We start from the raw sequence: 19,525 nt of genomic DNA, 5'->3' as shown, positions 1-19,525 counted from the left end.
AAATAATCCGCCGGATTCCGTGAAAATTTTTATAACGGAAAGAAAATAAAAAATGCAACGTTTCCGCAAAAAAATTATAACAAAATTCCCACAGCTCCTTTCAACACCTGTTTTTCATAATCCAAAAAGTCAAAACGCTGATTTTCAAAGGGCATTTCAAGTTATCAACATATTAACATACATTAAAATATATCCATATTCTCTTTTTAAAATAAAACTAATATTATATTTGTGTCATGAATTTCGAAAAAATGGAAAACGAGGATTTCGACCCGAGAAAAGTGTCGGTTGGAAAGGACAAGGATTTCGAAGGGATGATAAGGCCCCAGGAGTTCGGTGAATTCTCCGGACAGGACAAAATTATAGAAAATCTGAAAATTTTCGTAAAGGCCGCGAAGATGCGTGGAGAGGCCCTCGACCACCTTTTGCTGCACGGCCCTCCGGGATTAGGAAAGACCACTTTGGCAAAAATAGTTGCCAATGAACTGGGAGTCAATATGAAAGTGACTTCGGGCCCCGTCCTCGACAAGCCCGGGGATCTGGCTGGGCTTCTTACTTCGCTGGATGAGGGCGATGTGCTTTTCATAGATGAGATACACCGGCTGTCCCCGGTGGTTGAAGAATACCTGTATTCCGCAATGGAGGATTTCGTCATAGATATCATGATTGACAAGGGGCCTGGCGCCCGTTCGGTGAGGATAGCCCTCAATCCGTTCACGCTTGTCGGGGCGACAACGCGCAGCGGACTTCTCACCTCCCCCCTCCGTGCAAGGTTCGGAATCAATTTCGCGTTGGAATACTATGATACAGATACCCTTGTAAAGATTATCGTCAGGAGCGCTTCGATACTCGGAATAGAAATATCGGCCGAAGCCGCGTTCGAAATAGCCCGCAGGAGCAGGGGGACTCCCCGTATAGCCAATTCGTTGCTGAGGAGGGTCAGGGATTTCGCCCAGGTCAAGGGCGACGGTTTCATAGACATGGAGATAGCGCGTTATGCCCTCGACGCCCTCAATATAGACAAGCGCGGCCTCGATTCCATAGACAATAAGATACTCAGGACAATCATAACCAAATTCAAGGGTGGTCCTGTGGGAATCAATACGATAGCTACGGCCATAGGAGAAGATCCCGGTACCGTGGAGGAAGTGTACGAGCCGTTCCTTATAAAGGAAGGGTTCATAATGAGGACTCCTCGCGGAAGGGAAGTGACCGATCTGGCATACGGGCATCTCGGCATATCGAAATTTGAAGCGGCGGACGGAAGTTTGTTTTGAACATGGCCAATCTTGTAATAGACATAGGCAGCCTGTCTGTAAAGGCCGCTTTGGCGGACGGCGGGCAACTCGGGAAGATTTTCCGGTATCAGGGATACAAGGTAGCGGATTTCATTTCGCGCATAGTTTCCGGCGGCAAGGTGGAAACCTGTGTGGTGTCATCTTCCGGACCGGCTGATCCCAATTTGATAAAGGTTTTGAAGGAAAATTGCCGTGAGGTGATTCTCCCCGGGGATTTTGCAGGGCTTCCCGTGGATTTCGGAGAGGCTTCCGCATCATTGCCTCCGGACAGGAAGGCTTCCATAGTTGCGGCTTCCTTCCTTTTCAAGGGCAGGGATGTAATGGTATTCGATTTGGGCTCCATGATAAGTGTCGATTTCGTAGATGGCAAAGGCAGATATTGCGGTGGTGCGGTTTCACCGGGCCTGAGGTCGAGGTACAAGGCCATTGCAAGGTATTCTTCAGGGCTGCCGGCACTGGATACTCCCGATTTTTTTATTGAAAGGGGGATGAATATTTCCGAATCCATCCATTCCGGTGTCAATTCGGGTATAATTTTTGAAATAGAAGGCTACCTGCAAAAATATCCGGAATATTTATGCGTTTTTACCGGCGGTGATGCATTTTATTTTGCCGGTAAAATGAAAAGACCGATATTTGCAGTTTGTAATTTGGTTTTGAAGGGCCTTGCCTTGATAGCTTGCCATTTTGATTTTGATGAGACCGCTTAAATTGTTTTATATACTGGCAGCGATTGTTTTGCTGTTTCCTTTGCGGGTAAGTGCCCAGAGTGAAGATGCTTTGGGCAGTTTTTCGCCGTTTTCCATCTATGGGATAGGCGATATTTCCCGTGGCGGTTCCGCATTCAACAATATGATGGGAGGAGTGGGGATAGCGACCCGCAATACCAGACATATCAATTTTCTGAATCCGGCGGCGATTTCCGCGCGCGATACGCTCGCGTTCATGGCGGATTTCGGAGTCCAGCAGAAAAACTCGTATTTTAAGGACGGAGCATCGAAAACCCTTTTCAATACGTTCAACATGTACGATTTCGTGCTTTCGTTCCCTATTTACAGAAGTTCCGCCATTGCGGTGGGAATCACTCCTTTCAGTGATTTGGGATACAATTTTTCCAGAAGGGAGACCAATGAGGACATACTGGCGACAGTAGGGGATTCGAGATACGGATATTACGGAGAGGGAAGCATTTACTCGCTGTTCCTGTCCGGGGCGGTGACATTCTGGGACAGATTGTCCGTAGGAGCCGAATTGACCTACTATTTCGGCAACCTTGAAAGGCATTCGACCATAGATTATGACAACTCGTCTTACCGTTCCTGGGATACCGGCACCAAGCATCACGTATACGGGATTTCGGGAAAATTCGGCCTCCAGTACGAGCAGGGTTTTTCCGATGATTATTCCATGATTCTCGGGGCGACATACAGAATGGGCACCAATATGAATGGAAACAGGACCCGTTTCGCATACGCCACCACTTCAAGTGTCGTGGATACTGTGCGCAACGATTCTTCCAAGCCGTCTTTCAGGCTGGCGGACGAAATAGGAGTGGGGGTTTCATTCAGAAAATCCGACAAATGGGCGGTCGAGTTCAATTATACGAGATCCGACTGGCGCAATACGGGGATAGACGATATGACGGCTTTCAACAAAAAGGATGTTTTCCGCAGTACGGTTTCCAATTCGTTCAGGGCCGGTTTCGAGTTCGTTCCTAACAGATACGACATACGTTACTATATGAAAAGGGTTTCGTATAGGGGAGGGGTTTACTACAACCAGTCCTACTATACGATGAACGGCCATAACGTGGGGGAAATCGGGATTACGTTGGGATTCACGTTTCCGGTTTTCAGATTCTACAATGGGATAAACGTAGGTATAGATTTCGGACAGAGGGGAGGTTTCGGCGGCGTTACGATGAGGGAGCGTTATTTCAAGTTCGTAATCGGGTTCAGCCTGCATGACGTATGGTTCCAAAGATATCGCTACAAATAAAAAAACTATAAGAATATAAAAAACAAACTAAAATGATTAAAAAAATTTTTCTAACAGTCTTTTTTGCGACACTTGTAAGTTTCGCAGCCGGAGCGCAAGGCAAATACGGTCCTGACAGTGCCGAGTGCGTAAGGTATCTTACTTTCTATAACAGGTACATGGATATGGATGCGATGGAAGAGGCCATTCCACGCTGGAGGAAGGCTTATGAGCTCTGCCCTCCTACCGCAAGCCAGAACATGCTGATTGACGGCCAGAAATTCATGAGAACGCTTATCGCGAAGAATTCGATGAATGCGATTTACAAGGATGCGCTTATCGATACCCTCATGACCCTTCACGACATACGTATCGCCACTTATCCTAAATATGCGGTTACTGCAAGGAACAACAAGTCTTTGGACATGATCAACTACGTAACCGACAACAACAAGCTCTATGAAGTGCTGCGCGAAAACATGTCTTACACCAAGGACAAGACCAACAATGTGATATACGTAAGGCTCATGAACGCCACAAACGCCCTTTATTCCCAGGGTTCGATTATGGCGGAGGACGTCATGGCCGTATTCGGAGAGATTACCACGAATATCAATACCGCGATAGACAAGAACAAGAGCCAGAACAAGTCTACGGCTTCTCTGGAAGCTGTGCTTAAGGACGTGGAGAGCCTCTTCATTGCAAGCAATGTGGCAAGCTGTGACAGGCTTATCGAGCTCTTTACTCCTCGCTTCGATGCTACTCCTAATGACAAGGCGTTGGTTTCCAACATAATAATGATGCTTTCATCTGCCGAGAACTGTACTGACAACGACCTGTTCTTCCGTGCCGCCAAGTCTTTGGACGAATTGGAGCCTACCCACATATCCGCTCATTTCCTTTATCAGATTTATCAGTCCAACAACGAAATAGACCTTGCTTTGCAGTATCTTCAGGAAGCTATCGACAGGCCAGATTCGGACGAGGCCCAGGATGCCCTGTATTACTATGAAATGAGTTCGGTATGTTCGAATAACAATATGGATGTGAAGGCTGTGCAGTCTGCAAAGAAAGCCATGGAGCTTGACCCTTCACTCGCCGGAAAATCCTATGTCATCATGGCAAATGTATGGGCGAGCCTCGATTGCCCTGGCAATGAAATAGACCGGAGGGCTCCGCTTTGGGTGGCTGTCGACTATCTCGTAAAGGCCAAGAATGCCGACCCTACTCTTGCCGATACGGTCAATCCGCTTATAGCACAGTATTCGAAATACTTCCCTGACCAGGCCGAGGCGTTCATGTTCAATGTTCTCGACGGGGATTCCTACACCGTATCCTGCGGCGGTCTTACCGAGACTACGAAAGTCCGTACACAAAAATAATGGAGCTTTGAAGAGAAGATTCATAGCATCACTGACAGTAGCAGTCGTGGCCACGGCTGCTACTGTTCTATATTCCTGCAAAAGCGAATTGGGCGAAGCTGAAAAAATCGACCTCGACGAGACTCCGATGCAGGTAGTCGAAGGGATTTTCCACATACAGTCCGAAAACGGTGTGATGCAGTTGAGGGTAGAGGCCCGGAAAATGGAAAGGTATGTGAAGGACACTGTTTCCTACGAAATTTTTCCGGACGGTTTCAATGTGTTCATTTATAATGAAGAAGGGCTTTTGGAAACGGAAATAAATTCGCAGAAGGCCCGCCATGTCGATTCGAAGGAGGAAGGGGAGACCTGGGAGGCTTTCGGGGATGTAGTAGTCAGCAATATCATCAAGGGCGAACGCCTGGAGACCGATACCCTGTACTGGGACAAGGAAAACGAAAGGATTTTTACCGACTGTTATGTAAAAATGTTTTCCCCGAGCGGTTTCATGCAGGGCTATGGCATCGAGTCGGACCAGAGGGCGAGGCATTCGAAAATCCTCCGTCCTTTCGACAATTTTTTCATCATAAATAATGATTCTACCAAGACTTATGTCGATTCTGTCAATTTTATTGGTCCATTGTTATAAAAAATTACTATCTTCGCAGTCTTAAATTTGGCCAGAAAATTAAGAAACTAAAAATATTTAAAACATGGCGGTTATTGAAAAAATTCGCGTTAAGTTGGGTGTCCTTATCACCGTACTTATTGCCATTGCCCTGTTGTCATTCATAATTGATCCGGCAACATTGGAAACGGCATTTTCTTTTATGTCTTCTAAAAATAAAGTGGGGGAAATAGACGGGAAAGGTGTGGATTATACCGATTTCCAGAAGAGAGTGGATTACTATACGGCTATTACGCAGATGTCCACCGGTTCTTCGGCAATCTCTGAAGAGCAGAATACTGCTATCCAGAACATGGCATGGCAGTGGTTCCTCGACCAGATGCTTTTCATTAAGAATGCAGAGCTTGCCGGCATATCGGTAGGAGGGGACGAGGTCCTCGATCTGACAATAGGCGACATGGTGTCTCCGCTTGTTTCCGGCAACAGGGTGTTCATGGATGCTGCCGGCGTGTTCTCCCCTCAGATGGTAAGGGATTTCGTTAGCGCCATGTCTCAGGACCAGAGCGGCAACCTCAAACTTTACTGGGATTATCTCCAGAGCGTAATACTTGACCAGCAATATTATACGAAATACAATTCGCTGTTCACTGCATCTGATTACATGAATCCTCTGATGCTTGCCAAGGCCGTTGAGGAAAACAACGTGACTTCCGATGTGGATTTCGTAATGGTTCCTTTCGGCATCGCAGATTCGACAATAAAGGTGAGCGAATCCGAAATAAGCTCGTATTATTCGTCCCATAAGAAGGATTACGAGCAGAATGCCAGCAGGGATCTGGAGTATGTCGTTTTCGAGGTCGTACCTTCCGACGATGACATCAATTTCGCAAGCGATGCCATACAGGCCGTGTATGCTGACTTCGCAACTACCGACAACATGAAGAATTTCCTCATGAGGAATTCCGACGAGCCTTTCAATCCTTATTACTTCGAGGAAGGGGAGCTTGCTTCCATATCGCCGGTATTTGATGACTATGCTTTCGCAAAAAGGGTTTCGGGAGTTTCAGAGATAGTCAATGTGGATAACAAGTTCATGGCTGCAAGGGTCATGGATCAGAAAAACATGTCTGATTCCGCCTATGTGCAGCATGTTCTGCTCCAGGGCGAATCCGAGTCTCTTGCTGACAGTCTGCTCAATGTGATTTCGACCGGTAAGAATACCCTGGCAAACGTTGCAATGACTTATTCGGCCGACCAGAGCATGAATAACGGCGTTAGCGGCGATATAGGCTGGATGACCCAGTATATGATGATTCCGGGCTTTGAGGGCGTGCTTTCCGCAAAGACAGGAAAACCGTTCATTCTCAAGACCGATTACGGTACCCATATAGTAAATGTGAAGGAGCGCACTCCTTCCAAGCTGAAAAAACAGGTGGCAATCCTTGTTAAGGAAGCTGTTGCAAGCAAGGAGACTTTCAACTCGTTCTATTCAAAGGCGAACGAGATTGCAGCCAAGAGCGAAGGCAAATACGAGCTTTTCACCCAGGCTTGCAGGGAAGCGAATCTGTTCCCGTTGTCTGCAAAGAGGGTAGAGGAGTCATCGAGGACTCTCGGAACTTATCAGGATACCAAGGAAGTGACACGTTGGGCCTTCGAGGCCAAGGCCGGCGAAGTTTCGCCTATCATTACTGTTAACAACGAATACTTCTTCGTTGCCGCTGTGACCAAGATACACAAGGAGGGTTATGCACCTCTGGAGGATGTACGTCCTTCAATCGAGATGTACCTCAAGAACAGGAAACTTGCCGAGGCAAGGACTGCCGAAGTGGCAAAGACCATTGAAGGTTGCACTACCATAGAGGCTGTGGCCGAGGCTTTGGGAACGACCGTAAGTTCCCGCGACGGCATTGCCTTCTCTTCGGTTTCACGCCAGCAGGGCTTCGACCCGTCCTTCATAGGTGCGGTTTCGGGTGCTTCCGAGGGTGTTCTGACCGGTCCGGTCAAAGGTAATCTCGGCGTATATGTTTTCGTTGTGAAAAGCCGTGAAACAGGTGCTTTCTACACGGAAGACGATGCAAGGTCGAGGGAGCAGATGATTGCCCAGTATGCATTGAACGCCGTTCTTCCTGTCATGATGCAGGATGCGGATGTCAAGGACAACAGGGCACGCTTCTATTAGGATATAAAGAAGATATTTGGATACAAAGACAGACTTTTCATAATTAATTGATTTTAAATGCAGATGCGCCGGTTTTCCCGACGCATCTGTTTTTCATGAACGGGACTACCAAAGGAAGTTGTTGAAAGGGTAACGGCCCGCATGTATTTCAGCAACCATTTTGTAGAGGTCGTTGCGGAGCTTGTCTATCCCGGTCTTTTCCTTTGCGGATATGAAGATGCTCGGCGTGTGGTCCTTTGCAATCCACATCCTTTTCAGTTCGTCCAATGAGTAGTTTTCTGGTTTTTTAGGTTCGAGCGAGAACTCATCGTATTCCTCGTATCTGTACTGGTCTATTTTATTGAAAACCATGAAAACAGGTTTTTCATTCGCACCTATGTCCTTCAGTGTTTCTTCCACGACCCTTATCTGTTCTTCGAAATTGGGGTGGGAGATGTCTACTACATGCATAAGTATGTCGGCTTCGCGTACCTCGTCGAGCGTGCTTTTGAAGGATTCGACAAGCTGTGTCGGGAGTTTCCTTATGAATCCGACTGTGTCGCTGAGCAGGAAGGGGACGTTTTCTATGACTACTTTCCTGACCGTCGTGTCGAGGGTGGCGAAGAGTTTGTTCTCGGCAAAGACATCGCTTTTGGCGAGAAGGTTCATTATAGTGCTTTTCCCTACGTTTGTGTAGCCTACGAGGGAGATTCTGACAAGCGAGCCCCTGTTTCCCCTTTGAGAGGCCATCTGCCTGTCTATTTTCTTCAGCTGTTCCTTTAGTTTGGATATCTTTTCAAGGATGATTCGGCGGTCTGTCTCTATCTGGGACTCTCCCGGGCCCCTCATTCCGATACCTCCCCTCTGTCTTTCCAGGTGTGTCCACATTCTCGTCAATCTCGGGAGCAGGTACTGGTATTGGGCCAGTTCGACCTGGGTCTTTGCGTATGCGGTCTTTGCCCTCTGGGCGAAGATGTCGAGTATCAGGTTGGTCCTGTCGAGTATCCTGCACTGGAGCTCCCTTTCGATGTTCCTGAGCTGGGAAGGTGTCAGTTCGTCATCGAATATTACCAAATCTATGCTGTTTTCCTCGATAAACGCCTTTATTTCCTCTAATTTCCCTCTGCCTATGTAAGTACTGCTGTTAGCCTTTTCGAGTCTTTGTACGAAGCGTTTTTCGCCCTTTGCTCCGGCCGTTTCTGCAAGGAACTCCAGTTCATCGAGGTATTCCTTTATTTTTCCGGGGTCGTCCCCCTGTTTCATTACGGCTACGAATATTGCCTTTTCCATCTTTGTCAATACAAGAAACTGTGCCGGAAATTTTCATTTCGACACAGCTTCCTTTAAATATTAATATTCTTATCTATTTCCGTGCTTATCGCAATTGGAACTGTACTGGGAATATGTACCTTACCTTTACAGGGAGGTCGTTGTTTCTTCCCGGAGACCATTTCGGCGAGCTTGAAACGACCCTTACGGCTTCTTCATCGATAGTCTTGTCTATGCCCCTGAGGACAACTATGTTCACGAGGTTGCCGTTTTTGTCGATATCGAATTGAAGCATCACTGTTCCCTGGATACCGTTTTCCAAAGCTATCTGCGGATATACGAGCCTCTGCTGTACCCACCTGCTGAAGTCGTTCTTGTCGCCTCCGTTGAATGAAGGCTCTTCTTCGACTGCTGCTGACATTATGATTTCTTCTTCAATCTCCTCTTCTTCGACTTCGGCGACATAGTCCATCACCTGGACACCCATGTCGGCTATGTCTTCGGTGTTGATGATGATGTCTTCAACCTGGATATCATCGCTGACGATATCGATTTCGTCCGAAAGCTGAGGAATCTTAGGCATGTCAGGCTTTGGCGGAGGGGTTTCCTGTGTAATAGGGATAATCTCTTCTTCTACAGGAATGTAAACTTCCTCTTCGAGGGTGCTGACAGCCTTTTCCCTTGTCTTGTGTTCAAAAGCTACGAGCACAACGGCGAGTGCGACAATAAGACCGATTTCAGTAAAAAGGGTCTTTTTGTTCTCCAAATTGGCTTTTGGTGATTTTTTTAGTTCCATATCTTTATTACCTTATTTTCAATTTTGGCCGTAAAGGTATTAATTATTTATCTTTTTTCCACAAAAAAAATCGAATTTGTTGTAGTTTTGCGAAGAATTTCAAAAAACGAGCGATGATTTCATATTTTACAGAGGACGTTGTATTCAAATTCAAGAATAAAAGGCTGAATAATAAGTGGCTTACCCTGGTGGCGGAAAGCGAGGTGAAGAGGATAGGGGACATTTCCATAATATTCTGTTCTGATCCCTACATCCTCGATATAAATATCAGGTATCTCCACCACGATTATTTTACAGATATCATCACTTTCGACTATACCGAGGGCGACAGGCTTTCCGGAGACCTTTTCATAAGCCTTGATACCGTCAGGGCCAATGCGGACGAATACGGTTCGGATTTCGAGACCGAGCTGAATAGGGTCATGGTCCACGGAGTCCTGCATCTTATCGGTTATGATGACCATTCTTCAGCTGACAAGAAACTTATGCGAGAGAAGGAGAATTATTACCTTTCACTGCGCGAAGTGTTGTAATTTGTTGAATAATAACACATTATAGGAGGTATGTACGTTTTAGGCCGATATGACATCATCGTGGTGGGAGCGGGGCATGCGGGCTGTGAAGCCGCTTTGGCTGCTGCCGGACTCGGTTCCAAGGTTTTGCTCATTACGATGGATCTGACCAAGATAGCCTCCATGTCCTGCAACCCGGCAATCGGGGGTATAGCTAAAGGGCAGATAGTACGTGAGATTGATGCCCTTGGCGGTGCAATGGGGGAAGTGACCGACGGCTCCACCCTTCAGTTCCGGATGTTGAACCGCTCTAAAGGGCCGGCCATGTGGAGTCCCCGTGCCCAGTGCGACAAAACACAGTATTCGCAGATAATGCGAAGTAAACTCGAAAATCATTGTAACATAGACCTTTACCAGGAGTCGGCGGTCTCTTTGACCTTCTCAGATTCCGTTATAAGCGGAGTCTCCGTGGCTACGGGCGCGGCATTCGAATCTCGGGCGGTTATCATAACGGCCGGAACCTTCCTTAACGGGAAACTTTTCATCGGAGATGTTTCTTTCGAAGGAGGCAGGATGGGAGATATGGCTTCCTACCATTTGACCGGGCAGCTGCTTTCTCTCGGAATCAATACGGCAAGGATGAAGACAGGAACGCCTCCGCGCATCGACATATCTTCTGTGGACACATCCGCCCTGACAAGACAGGCGGGTGATAGTGAACCGCAACAGTTTTCCTACCTTCCTTGTCCGTCAAGGATAAGGGGCGGGCATCCTCAGATGGACTGTTTCATCCTCCATACGAATACGGAGGTACACGATGTGCTCCGTAGCGGATTTGACCGTTCTCCCCTTTTCTCGGGTAAGATTACCGGTATCGGACCGCGTTATTGCCCGAGCATAGAGGACAAACTGAGGACATTCGCCGATAAGGATTCGCACCAGCTTTTCCTTGAACCGGAGGGTGCGGAAACGAATGAATACTATCTTCAAGGCTTTTCATCTTCGCTGCCGATAGATGTGCAGATTGAAGCTTTGCACAAAATACCCGGACTCGAAACCGCAAAAATATTCAGGCCGGCTTATGCTGTCGAATATGATTTCTTCGATCCGACACAGCTCAATGCTACTTTGGAGTCCCGGGTCGTTCCGAATCTTTATCTTGCTGGCCAGGTCAATGGGACTACCGGTTATGAGGAAGCGGCGGCACAGGGTCTTGTTGCAGGAATCAATGCCCATTTGAAGCTCAACGGCCGGCAGCCTTTCATACTCCGCCGCGATGAAGCCTATATCGGTGTTCTCATAGACGATTTGATAACGAAAGGGGTGGATGAGCCTTACAGGATGTTTACGTCGCGCGCGGAATACAGGATTTTGTTAAGGCAGGACAATGCCGATTACCGGTTGACTCCTGTAGGACGTGCCCTCGGACTTGTCAGCGATGAAAGATTTTCTGCTTTTTATAAAAAATACGAATGTGTCGAAGAGCTTACGGACTTTATAAGGAATTATACGGTTAAGCCGGAGGTTCTGAATCCGTATCTTCAATCGGTCGGTTCCTCACCGGTAACAGGGAAGAAAAGCATAGCGGATGTGCTTTCACGCCCGCAAGCCGGTTTGCAGGCCCTATTGCATAATGTTCCACGTGGAACATTGGCTTTTCTTTCCGATATGGACCCGTTCCTACGGAACGAAATAATAGAAGCGGTAGAGATTAATGAAAAATACAAGGGGTATATTGACCGTGAGAAAAGGATAGCCGAGAAAATTTCCAGGCTTGAAGAATTGGAGATTCCCGAGAAGTTCGATTATTCGCGTATATCATCCCTGTCCATTGAATGCAGGCAGAAATTGGAAAAATATCGCCCGCGCACGATTGCGCAGGCGTCGCGGATTTCCGGGGTCTCCCCGGCAGATATTTCCGTCCTGTTGGTTTATTTCGGAAGATAGCGGGCAGTTGTTGGCGTGGTTTCCTAAGCGTCGCCGCCCTGTTCCGAATAAATGCTTTTTATCAGGTCTGCATACCGTTTGTGTATATTGGCCCTTTTCAGTTTCAGTGTCTGGGAAAGCATATTGTTTGCAGGCGACCATTCGTCTAAAATGTATTTTTCACGTTTGATGTGTTCGTGAGGGGAGAAGCCTCCATTTACATTATGGACTTCGCCGTGCAGTATGGAGAGGATACGTTTGTCTTTCAGCAGGTCGTCGGCATTGTCGAAGGCGATGCCCTGCAATCTGGCAGTTTCTGTTATTTTTTCCTTGTCCGGAATGATTATCGCGGAAGCGAATTTTTCATTTTCGCCGACAACTATGCAATTGTCTATGTATGGCGACTCTTTCAGTTTGTTCTCTATTACCTGCGGAGCGACATATTTTCCGGACGAGAGTTTGAAGATTTCCTTTTTTCTGTCGGTTATTTTGAGATAAGTGTTATCTACAAGACAGCCTATGTCTCCGGTATGGAGCCAGCCGTCTTCGTCGATTACGGCCTTCGTGGCTTCCGGGTCTTTGTAATAACCGAGCATGACATGCGGGCCGCGGGTAAGGATTTCCCCGTCTTCGGCAAACTTGAGTTCCGTGCCTTCTATGGGTTTTCCGACCGTGCCGATGACATTGAACCCTTGTCTCGGGCTGTTCACCGCGATTACAGGTGAAGCCTCGGTCATGCCGTATCCTTCGAATATGTGAAGTTTGGCGGCATTGAACAGCCGTATGATTTTGGGCTGTATGGATGAGCCTCCGGAAACGACAAGCATTTCGTGGCCTCCGAGTTTTTCACGCCATTTCGAATAAACGAGCCTGTCATAGATGCTCCGCTTCAACAGATAAAAAGGCGAGTGGTTATAGTTGTCGAAATTGTTTCCGAAGTCCCATGCTTTCGAGTAAATCTTTTTCTTGATTCCGCTGAAGGATTTTCCGGCAGATTCAAGTTTGCCGTACATCATTTCCAACATTCTCGGCACTCCGCAGAATCCGTCGGCATGGCAGCTCGCAAGGTCGGCGGCGAAAGTTCCAACATTTTCGGCGTAATAGATGCTGATGCCGAGTTCCTGGTACTCATAGTTCATGCTTCTTTCGTAAGCATGGCAGATTGGAAGTACGCTTAACATCTTGTGCTCGTGTGTTTTACACTGTTTTACGGCATGTGCGTGCGCATCGAATGTGAGGTTGCGGTGCGAAAGCATCACGCCCTTCGGTGTTCCGGTCGTCCCCGATGTGTATATGATGGTCGCAAGCGAGTCCGGCGAAATCTCGCGCTTGTTCCTTTCAATTTGTTGAACTATCTCATTATCAACATTTTCAGACAGTTTGACAAAATCATTGAACGATTCGATTCCCTGTTCGTTGTCTTCGAAGAGGATTATGCGGATGTCGAGCCCGCTTTCCCTTATTATGGGTTCAATCTTTTTGTACAGCTGCATGTTGCCGATGAAAACAGCCTTTGCATCAGAGTGGGTGAGGATGTACTGGTATTCATCCTTGCCGAGCGTTGGATATACGGGCACATGCACCATTCCCGCAAGGGCGGTTCCCATGTCCACAAAGTTCCATTCAGGGGTGTTGATGCAGATGGTTGCGATTTTGTCCCCGGGCTTGAAACCCTCCTTCAGCAGTGAATATGCAACCTTGTAGGAAAAACCGGCGTAGTCCTTTACGCTGTATTTAATCCATTGTCCGTGTTTTTTCTTTGCAAGGATGTCCTGCTTGTCCGGGAATTTTTCTTCGAGATTTGTCAACAAATCGAAAATGCGTGTAATTTCCATGGCTTTAATGGTTATGTCCGGGAACAAATATAAAAATTTTTCAGAAAAAAAAGAAGACGGCCACTGCTGGTCGTCTTCGTGGATTATATGAAAATATATCCTGTCTCTTAGAAACTTCTTAGATGAGCGCAGCGTATGCTTCTGCATCCAGAAGTCCGTCAACCTCTGAAGGATCAGACATTTCAACCTTTACAATCCAGCCTTTTCCGTAAGGATCCTGGTTTACAAGCTGAGGTGCGCCTTCAAGTTCTTTGTTGAATTCGATAACTTTCCCTGAAACAGGCATGAAGACATCGGCTACAGTCTTTACGGCTTCGATGGCGCCGAGGCTCTCTTCTTTACCGAGTTCCTCGCCTTCAGTCTGTACGTCGACGAAAACGATTTCTCCCAATTCGCCCTGGGCATAGTCAGTAATGCCGATTGTTGCGATGTTGCCGTCTACTTTGACCCATTCGTGGTCTTTGGTGAATTTTAAATCCTTAGGAACGTTCATAATCTTATTTTTTAATTTTTGTTAATGTTATCTTTTTGATTTTTGAATGCTATTTTCCATTCGCGTGCAAATATACGGGAATTTTTGTAAAATCTTCCTTTTTTATAACCGTTTGAGTGCGTATTTGATAAGTTCTTCTATGGATGCGCCCGGATGCTCCTTCGTTATCGCACTGAGGACTTTTGATACGCTGGCCTTCGCGAAGCCGAGCATTACCAGGGCCGTGGCTGCCTCTTCGATTACTTCGGAGCCAGGTTTTGAAGTTATAACCGATATGCTTTCCCCGCTTCCCTTGACTATCTTGTCTTTCAGTTCAAGTATCAGCCTTTGTGCCGTCTTCAGTCCTATGCCTTTGATACTCTTTATTTTATTGACATCGGAGGCTATTATGGCATCGCGTACTTCATCGCTTGTCATGGAAGAGAGCATCATCCTTGCGGTCCCCGCACCTATTCCGGAAACGCTTATGAGCAGCCTGAACAGGGCCCTTTCGTCCTTGGTGGCGAAACCGTAATAAAGTTCCTCGTCTTCACGTATATAATGGTGTATGTAGAGGATTGCCGGATTCTGTACCTGCTGGAGCGAAGAGAAGCTCTGCAAGGATATGAGTATGCTGTAACCAATCCCTCCTGTTTCGATAACCGCTTCTGTAGGAGTGAGTTCCGTTAATTCGCCTTTGATGTAGTCTATCATATTCCCGTCTCGTTGATATAAGGTGCAAAATTATGTTTTTTATTTGTATTTTTGCACCTTGATTCGTACAAGGAGGTGAGTTTGTTCGATATGTTCGATGTAAATGCCATAAGGGCCGAGTTTCCGGCTTTGTCCGGGAAGGTTTACGGGAAGCCGATAGTATATTTCGACAATGCCGCGACTTCGCAGAGACCGCGTTGCGTACTGGAAGCCGCAGATAGGTTTTCCGTAGTATCCAATGCCAACATACACAGGGCGGTACACCGCATGGCTGATGATGCCACCCAGGCATACGAGGCGGCCCGTGAGGCTGTCCGCGCCTTTATCGGGGCGGATTCGGCCGAGGAGATAATCTTCACTTCCGGTGCTACGGCCGCAATGAACCTTGCAGCCTTTTCGTTTTGCGAAAGATTCGTTTCCGAAGGGGATGTCATAGTCGTGTCTGCCGTCGAGCATCATTCCGACATAGTGCCGTGGCAACTGGCAGCCCTCCGCAAAGGGGCTTCCCTTCGTGTGATTCCGGTCAATGAGGACGGGACTTTGGACCTTTCGGGGCTGGACAGGATTCTTGACGGTCCGGTCCGCATCGTGGCCGTCGCGCAGATTTCCAATGTGCTCGGCATCAGGAATCCGGTGGAGAAAATCATTGAAGCCGCTCACGCCCGTTCCATCCCGGTGCTTGTAGACGGGGCCCAGGGCATAGTCCACGAGAGAACGGATGTGAAGAGGCTCGGCTGTGATTTCTACGCATTTTCAGGGCATAAGATATTTGCAGCGACAGGGACCGGTGTCCTTTACGGGCGCAGGGAACTTCTGGAAGAGATGCCACCGTACATGGGAGGAGGAGAGATGGTCGGGCATGTCACTTTCGATAAGACGACCTACGCCCCTCTGCCATTGAAGTTCGAGGCCGGGACACCTAATTTCATCGGCCAGGCGACATTCACGCAGGCCCTCGGTTTCGCCGGGAAGCTGTTTGCCGACGATGCGGTGGAATATACCGACGGCCTTACAGCCTATATGTACGACAGGCTTGCATGCTACCCTGGCCTGAAATTGTTCGGCGAATGCAGGACCGGCAGGATTCCGCTTTTCTCGTTCAATATCGGGGGAGTCCATCATGAAGACCTCGCCCTTGTCTTGGACAAGATGGGGATAGCGGTCCGGTCGGGACAGCTTTGCGCCGAGCCTCTGATGGACCGTTTCGGGGTTACCGGCATGGTCAGGGCCTCGCTTCTGCCATATAATACGAAAGAGGAAATAGATTATTTTATGGAATCCCTGGACAGGGCCGTAAGAATGTTGAAATAAATCGGAGATGGAAAATGTCTGAAAATTCGAAGAAAACAGAAAACGAAATAGTGGAGGAGTTCGGCTATTTTGACGAATGGCTGGACAAATACGAATACCTGATAGAACTCGGAAAATCGCTTCCTTCCATGCCGGAATCTTCCAAGACCGACGACAGGCTGATCAAGGGCTGCCAGTCAAGGGTCTGGCTCGACTGTCACGTGGAGGACGGGAAGCTTTATTTTTCAGCGGACAGCGACGCAATAATAACCAAAGGGATAATATCGCTTCTCATCAAGGTATGTTCCGGCGAGACCCCCGAGGACCTGTCCATGTACGATTTCGGTTTTATCGAAAAAATAGGTTTGAAGGACAATCTGTCGCCTACGCGGGCCAACGGTCTTGTATCGATGATTGCCCGTATCAAGGAAATGGCTTTGGAAGCCGTAGCCTCTAAAACGGAGAATGGAAAATGAATTTGGAAAGAGACATAGTGAGGGCCCTGAGGCAGGTGTATGATCCGGATATTCCGGTAAATGTTTATGACCTTGGCCTGATTTACGAAATCAAGGTGGACGATGACCACAATGTTTATATCAAGATGACACTTACTTCACCGACCTGCCCCATAGCGGACACCATCATAGCCGAAGTCGAATCCGCGGTGAGGGATGTCCCGGGAGTGGTTGACGTGAAAATCGACCTTGTTTTCGAGCCTCAGTGGGGCAAGGAGATGATGAGCGACGAGGCCCTGTCGGAACTTGGGCTGTTGTAAAACGATTTTGCCGTTAGGTTATGTTGGAAAACGACAATCGCAATCCGGTTGTATTCCTTCTCGGAAGCAACATGGGAAACAGGGAGGAGAACCTTGCTTCCGCCTGCCGCATGCTTGAAAAGGAGATTTATTATTCGGCCATCATAGAGCAGAAGTGGGCTGAAAACGTACCCTTTGACATGGGCATATATGTGGACAGGCCGCCTGTATGGAAGTCTGGGCTGCATGAGTACAAGGCCTGGCCGGCAGGCTCGGATTTGCCGGATTTCCTCAACATGGCCCTGGTGTTGCTGACGGATAAGGAGCCCGAAGAATTGCTTACGATAGCGAAGGCAATCGAGCAGCAGCTCGGGCGCGACCTTTCGCTGCCCTTGTCGGATGAGTCGGGCAGGAGGATATACCGTCCGCGCACGATTGACATAGACATTATTTTTTACGGCGGCCTGATATACCGTAGCGATGATTTGGTCATTCCGCACCCGTTTTACCGTGAAAGGATTTTCGTCCTCGAACCGATAGCCGAAGCAGTCCCGGAGTATATCGATCCTCTGACCGGCAAGACCGTCGCGGAGCTGTTGAAAGAATTGGATAAAACTGTTTGAAATATAAAAAAACGATTGAGATATGACACAGGAAGAGCTTTTCAAGAAACTTGTCGCACATTGCAAGGAATATGGGTTCATTTTCCCTTCGAGCGAGATTTATGACGGACTCGGCGCCGTATACGATTACGGTCAGAACGGCGTGGAGCTGAAAAACAATATAAAAAGGTATTGGTGGGATTTCATGGTAAAACTGCATGAAAACATTGTCGGGATCGATGCCGCAATCTTCATGCATCCTAAGACATGGGAGGCTTCCGGACATCTCGGAGCGTTCAACGACCCGCTTATCGACAACAAGGACTCAAAGAAAAGGTACCGTGCCGACGTCCTTGTGGAGGATTATATTGGAAAACTGGAGGAAAAAATCGCGAAGGACGTGGAGAAGGGCCGGAAAAAATTCGGCGATGCCTTCAACGAGGAACAGTTCCGTGCGACGAATCCGAATGTCCTGCGCAATCAGGCGAAAATCGACTCCGTACGCGAACGTCTCGCTGCCGCTCTGAATGCGAACGACCTCGAAGGCTTGAGGCAGCTGATTCTCGACTGCGACATAGCATGCCCTGTTTCCGGTACCAAGAACTGGACCGAGGTGCGGCAGTTCAACCTTATGTTCTCCACTCAGATAGGCTCGGTGGCCGAGGGGGCGAGCACGATATACCTCCGTCCCGAAACCGCACAGGGTATTTTCGTCAATTTCCTGAATGTTTACAAGACGGGCCGCATGAAGCTCCCTTTCGGTATCGCACAGATAGGCAAGGCTTTCCGCAATGAGATAGTTGCAAGGCAGTTCATCTTCCGCATGAGGGAGTTCGAGCAGATGGAGATGCAGTTTTTCGTCCGTCCCGGAGACGAGATGAAATGGTTCTCCTATTGGAAGGAGATGAGGATGAAGTGGCACCGTGCCCTCGGTTTCGGCGATGACAACTACCGTTTCCACGACCATGAAAAACTCGCGCACTATGCCAATGCGGCAACCGATATCGAATTCAATTTCCCGTTCGGCTTCAAGGAAGTGGAGGGAATACATTCGCGTACCGATTTCGATTTGAGCAACCATCAGAGGGTTTCGGGCAAGAAACTCCAGTATTTTGACCCGGAGACAAACGAAAGTTACGTGCCATACGTTGTGGAAACCTCGATAGGCGTTGACCGCATGGTGCTCCAGGTGCTTTCCGCCGCGTATTGCGAGGAACAGTTGGAAAACGGGGAAATGCGCGACGTGCTCCGCATCCCGGCCGCCCTTGCCCCTGTCAAGGCAGCCATTCTTCCGCTTATCAAGAAAGACGGACTTCCTGAACTGGCCCAGAAAATCGTCGATGAACTCAAATACGACTTCAATGTCGTTTACGACGAAAAGGACTCGATAGGCAAGAGGTACCGCCGTCAGGATGCAATCGGCACCCCATTGTGCATAACGGTGGACCACGACAGCCTTCAGGACGGGTGCGTTACGGTCCGTTACAGGGACAGCATGCGCCAGGACAGGGTTCCGGTTTCCGAAGTACGCTCCTTAGTCGAGAAAGAAGCCGGTTTCAGGGAACTTTACAGGAAAATAGGACTGTAGCGGGCCGATGGCGTACTGTTGCGGGGCAGTGTAAAGGACGGATTTGCCGGAACGAGACCCTTTGCCGGCTATTTTGGCCGGTAAACCTTTTTCAGCACGGGGGAGGCGAGTTTTTTCAGGACAAGAAGGGTGAGTTTATCAGCGCGGAGAGGCGACGAAACTCACCTCAAAGCCACCCTATGTTAATATAAGTGGTTGATTGTTAATAATTTATGAAAGCAGGGGCTGTCTTTGGGTACTTTCTGAGGTACCCAAAAGCAGGAGTGGTTTTGGCAAAGCTTTGATTATTAGTGTGTTGTAGAAATGGCAGATGGACGTAGGGTGAAAAATCTGCCGGCAAATCTG

General features: G+C 48.1%; 18 protein-coding genes. 13 read left to right on the top strand and 5 right to left on the bottom strand.

What is annotated here, in order from left to right; genetic code table 11:
* Positions 1 to 251 precede the first annotated feature (251 nt).
* The 6 genes from ruvB (at position 252) to B5F83_RS05280 (ending at position 7,443) form a co-directional block, all read left to right on the top strand.
* Positions 252 to 1,277, top strand: a complete 1,026-nt coding sequence (gene ruvB / locus B5F83_RS05305) for a Holliday junction branch migration DNA helicase RuvB (RefSeq protein ID WP_087277949.1) — start codon at positions 252 to 254, stop codon at positions 1,275 to 1,277.
* Positions 1,278 to 1,279: 2 nt separating this feature from the next.
* Complete coding sequence (locus B5F83_RS05300; RefSeq protein ID WP_087277759.1) at positions 1,280 to 2,008, top strand: type III pantothenate kinase; 729 nt, start codon at positions 1,280 to 1,282, stop codon at positions 2,006 to 2,008.
* A complete protein-coding gene (locus tag B5F83_RS05295) occupies positions 1,995 to 3,296 on the top strand; it encodes a hypothetical protein (protein ID WP_143822467.1) in 1,302 nt (433 codons plus the stop codon). The genes B5F83_RS05300 and B5F83_RS05295 overlap by 14 nt, the downstream gene beginning before the upstream one ends.
* Positions 3,297 to 3,328: 32 nt before the next feature.
* A complete protein-coding gene (locus B5F83_RS05290) occupies positions 3,329 to 4,657 on the top strand; it encodes a hypothetical protein (RefSeq protein ID WP_087277766.1) in 1,329 nt (442 codons plus the stop codon).
* 7 nt (positions 4,658 to 4,664) lie between these two features.
* Entirely contained in the window at positions 4,665 to 5,285 is a 621-nt protein-coding gene (lptC, locus tag B5F83_RS05285; RefSeq protein WP_158094162.1) for an LPS export ABC transporter periplasmic protein LptC, read from the top strand.
* Between the two features lie 64 nt (positions 5,286 to 5,349).
* Positions 5,350 to 7,443, top strand: a complete 2,094-nt coding sequence (locus B5F83_RS05280) for a SurA N-terminal domain-containing protein (protein WP_087277772.1) — start codon at positions 5,350 to 5,352, stop codon at positions 7,441 to 7,443.
* Positions 7,444 to 7,548: 105 nt separating this feature from the next.
* Here the strand turns inward: B5F83_RS05280 and hflX are convergent, their stop codons facing one another.
* The gene (hflX, locus tag B5F83_RS05275; protein ID WP_087277775.1) at positions 7,549 to 8,712 is read right to left on the bottom strand and encodes a GTPase HflX; all 1,164 of its coding nucleotides are present in this window, start codon (positions 8,710 to 8,712) and stop codon (positions 7,549 to 7,551) included.
* A gap of 85 nt (positions 8,713 to 8,797) precedes the next feature.
* The gene (locus B5F83_RS05270) at positions 8,798 to 9,487 is read right to left on the bottom strand and encodes an energy transducer TonB (RefSeq protein WP_087277778.1); all 690 of its coding nucleotides are present in this window, start codon (positions 9,485 to 9,487) and stop codon (positions 8,798 to 8,800) included.
* Positions 9,488 to 9,600: 113 nt separating this feature from the next.
* Between B5F83_RS05270 and ybeY the strand changes: the two genes are divergently transcribed.
* Together ybeY and mnmG are read left to right on the top strand one after the other, a co-directional pair.
* The gene (gene ybeY, locus B5F83_RS05265; RefSeq protein WP_087277782.1) at positions 9,601 to 10,020 is read left to right on the top strand and encodes an rRNA maturation RNase YbeY; all 420 of its coding nucleotides are present in this window, start codon (positions 9,601 to 9,603) and stop codon (positions 10,018 to 10,020) included.
* Between the two features lie 30 nt (positions 10,021 to 10,050).
* Positions 10,051 to 11,946 (top strand): tRNA uridine-5-carboxymethylaminomethyl(34) synthesis enzyme MnmG, encoded by a 1,896-nt coding sequence (mnmG, locus tag B5F83_RS05260; protein WP_087277786.1) that lies wholly within the window; start codon positions 10,051 to 10,053, stop codon positions 11,944 to 11,946.
* Between the two features lie 23 nt (positions 11,947 to 11,969).
* Here mnmG and B5F83_RS05255 read toward each other — a convergent pair whose 3' ends face one another.
* The 3 genes from B5F83_RS05255 to ruvA all read right to left on the bottom strand — a co-directional run bounded on the left by B5F83_RS05255 (position 11,970) and on the right by ruvA (position 14,946).
* A complete protein-coding gene (locus B5F83_RS05255; protein ID WP_158094161.1) occupies positions 11,970 to 13,760 on the bottom strand; it encodes a long-chain fatty acid--CoA ligase in 1,791 nt (596 codons plus the stop codon).
* A gap of 118 nt (positions 13,761 to 13,878) precedes the next feature.
* On the bottom strand, positions 13,879 to 14,253 hold the full coding sequence (gcvH, locus tag B5F83_RS05250; protein ID WP_087277792.1) for a glycine cleavage system protein GcvH: 375 nt from the start codon (positions 14,251 to 14,253) through the stop codon (positions 13,879 to 13,881).
* Between the two features lie 102 nt (positions 14,254 to 14,355).
* Positions 14,356 to 14,946: a Holliday junction branch migration protein RuvA gene (gene ruvA / locus B5F83_RS05245; protein WP_087277795.1), complete on the bottom strand. Its 591-nt coding sequence runs from the start codon at positions 14,944 to 14,946 to the stop codon at positions 14,356 to 14,358.
* Positions 14,947 to 15,036: 90 nt separating this feature from the next.
* Here ruvA and B5F83_RS05240 point away from each other — a divergent pair, with 90 nt between their 5' ends.
* The 5 genes from B5F83_RS05240 to B5F83_RS05220 are packed head-to-tail and all read left to right on the top strand — an operon-like array spanning position 15,037 to position 19,180.
* Positions 15,037 to 16,257: a SufS family cysteine desulfurase gene (locus tag B5F83_RS05240; RefSeq protein WP_087277952.1), complete on the top strand. Its 1,221-nt coding sequence runs from the start codon at positions 15,037 to 15,039 to the stop codon at positions 16,255 to 16,257.
* 14 nt (positions 16,258 to 16,271) lie between these two features.
* The gene (locus B5F83_RS05235) at positions 16,272 to 16,712 is read left to right on the top strand and encodes a SufE family protein (RefSeq protein WP_087277798.1); all 441 of its coding nucleotides are present in this window, start codon (positions 16,272 to 16,274) and stop codon (positions 16,710 to 16,712) included.
* Positions 16,709 to 17,011 (top strand): iron-sulfur cluster assembly protein, encoded by a 303-nt coding sequence (locus B5F83_RS05230; RefSeq protein ID WP_087277801.1) that lies wholly within the window; start codon positions 16,709 to 16,711, stop codon positions 17,009 to 17,011. Before B5F83_RS05235 ends, B5F83_RS05230 begins: the two co-directional genes overlap by 4 nt.
* 20 nt (positions 17,012 to 17,031) lie before the next feature.
* Positions 17,032 to 17,613 (top strand): 2-amino-4-hydroxy-6-hydroxymethyldihydropteridine diphosphokinase, encoded by a 582-nt coding sequence (gene folK / locus B5F83_RS05225; protein ID WP_087277804.1) that lies wholly within the window; start codon positions 17,032 to 17,034, stop codon positions 17,611 to 17,613.
* A gap of 22 nt (positions 17,614 to 17,635) precedes the next feature.
* Positions 17,636 to 19,180 carry a glycine--tRNA ligase gene (locus B5F83_RS05220; protein ID WP_087277807.1) on the top strand — a complete coding sequence of 515 codons (1,545 nt, stop codon included), beginning with the start codon at positions 17,636 to 17,638 and terminating at the stop codon, positions 19,178 to 19,180.
* Positions 19,181 to 19,525 lie beyond the last annotated feature (345 nt).

The sequence above is a fragment of the Muribaculum sp. An289 genome, from assembly GCF_002159555.1.
Taxonomy (GTDB): domain Bacteria; phylum Bacteroidota; class Bacteroidia; order Bacteroidales; family UBA932; genus Merdivivens; species Merdivivens faecigallinarum.
The sequence above is the reverse complement of the archived record's forward strand: the minus strand, read 5'-3'. Positions and strand labels throughout refer to the sequence as shown.

Excerpts from the sequence above, each read along its gene's own strand:
- ruvB (WP_087277949.1), top strand. The coding sequence starts at position 252 with ATGGAAAACGAGGATTTCGACCCGAGAAAAGTGTCGGTTGGAAAGGAC.
- B5F83_RS05300 (WP_087277759.1), top strand. The coding sequence starts at position 1,280 with ATGGCCAATCTTGTAATAGACATAGGCAGCCTGTCTGTAAAGGCCGCT.
- B5F83_RS05295 (WP_143822467.1), top strand. The coding sequence starts at position 1,995 with ATGAGACCGCTTAAATTGTTTTATATACTGGCAGCGATTGTTTTGCTG.
- B5F83_RS05290 (WP_087277766.1), top strand. The coding sequence starts at position 3,329 with ATGATTAAAAAAATTTTTCTAACAGTCTTTTTTGCGACACTTGTAAGT.
- B5F83_RS05280 (WP_087277772.1), top strand. The coding sequence starts at position 5,350 with ATGGCGGTTATTGAAAAAATTCGCGTTAAGTTGGGTGTCCTTATCACC.
- hflX (WP_087277775.1), bottom strand. The coding sequence starts at position 8,712 with ATGGAAAAGGCAATATTCGTAGCCGTAATGAAACAGGGGGACGACCCC.
- B5F83_RS05270 (WP_087277778.1), bottom strand. The coding sequence starts at position 9,487 with ATGGAACTAAAAAAATCACCAAAAGCCAATTTGGAGAACAAAAAGACC.
- ybeY (WP_087277782.1), top strand. The coding sequence starts at position 9,601 with ATGATTTCATATTTTACAGAGGACGTTGTATTCAAATTCAAGAATAAA.
- mnmG (WP_087277786.1), top strand. The coding sequence starts at position 10,051 with ATGTACGTTTTAGGCCGATATGACATCATCGTGGTGGGAGCGGGGCAT.
- B5F83_RS05255 (WP_158094161.1), bottom strand. The coding sequence starts at position 13,760 with ATGGAAATTACACGCATTTTCGATTTGTTGACAAATCTCGAAGAAAAA.
- gcvH (WP_087277792.1), bottom strand. The coding sequence starts at position 14,253 with ATGAACGTTCCTAAGGATTTAAAATTCACCAAAGACCACGAATGGGTC.
- ruvA (WP_087277795.1), bottom strand. The coding sequence starts at position 14,946 with ATGATAGACTACATCAAAGGCGAATTAACGGAACTCACTCCTACAGAA.
- B5F83_RS05240 (WP_087277952.1), top strand. The coding sequence starts at position 15,037 with ATGTTCGATGTAAATGCCATAAGGGCCGAGTTTCCGGCTTTGTCCGGG.
- B5F83_RS05235 (WP_087277798.1), top strand. The coding sequence starts at position 16,272 with ATGTCTGAAAATTCGAAGAAAACAGAAAACGAAATAGTGGAGGAGTTC.
- B5F83_RS05230 (WP_087277801.1), top strand. The coding sequence starts at position 16,709 with ATGAATTTGGAAAGAGACATAGTGAGGGCCCTGAGGCAGGTGTATGAT.
- folK (WP_087277804.1), top strand. The coding sequence starts at position 17,032 with ATGTTGGAAAACGACAATCGCAATCCGGTTGTATTCCTTCTCGGAAGC.
- B5F83_RS05220 (WP_087277807.1), top strand. The coding sequence starts at position 17,636 with ATGACACAGGAAGAGCTTTTCAAGAAACTTGTCGCACATTGCAAGGAA.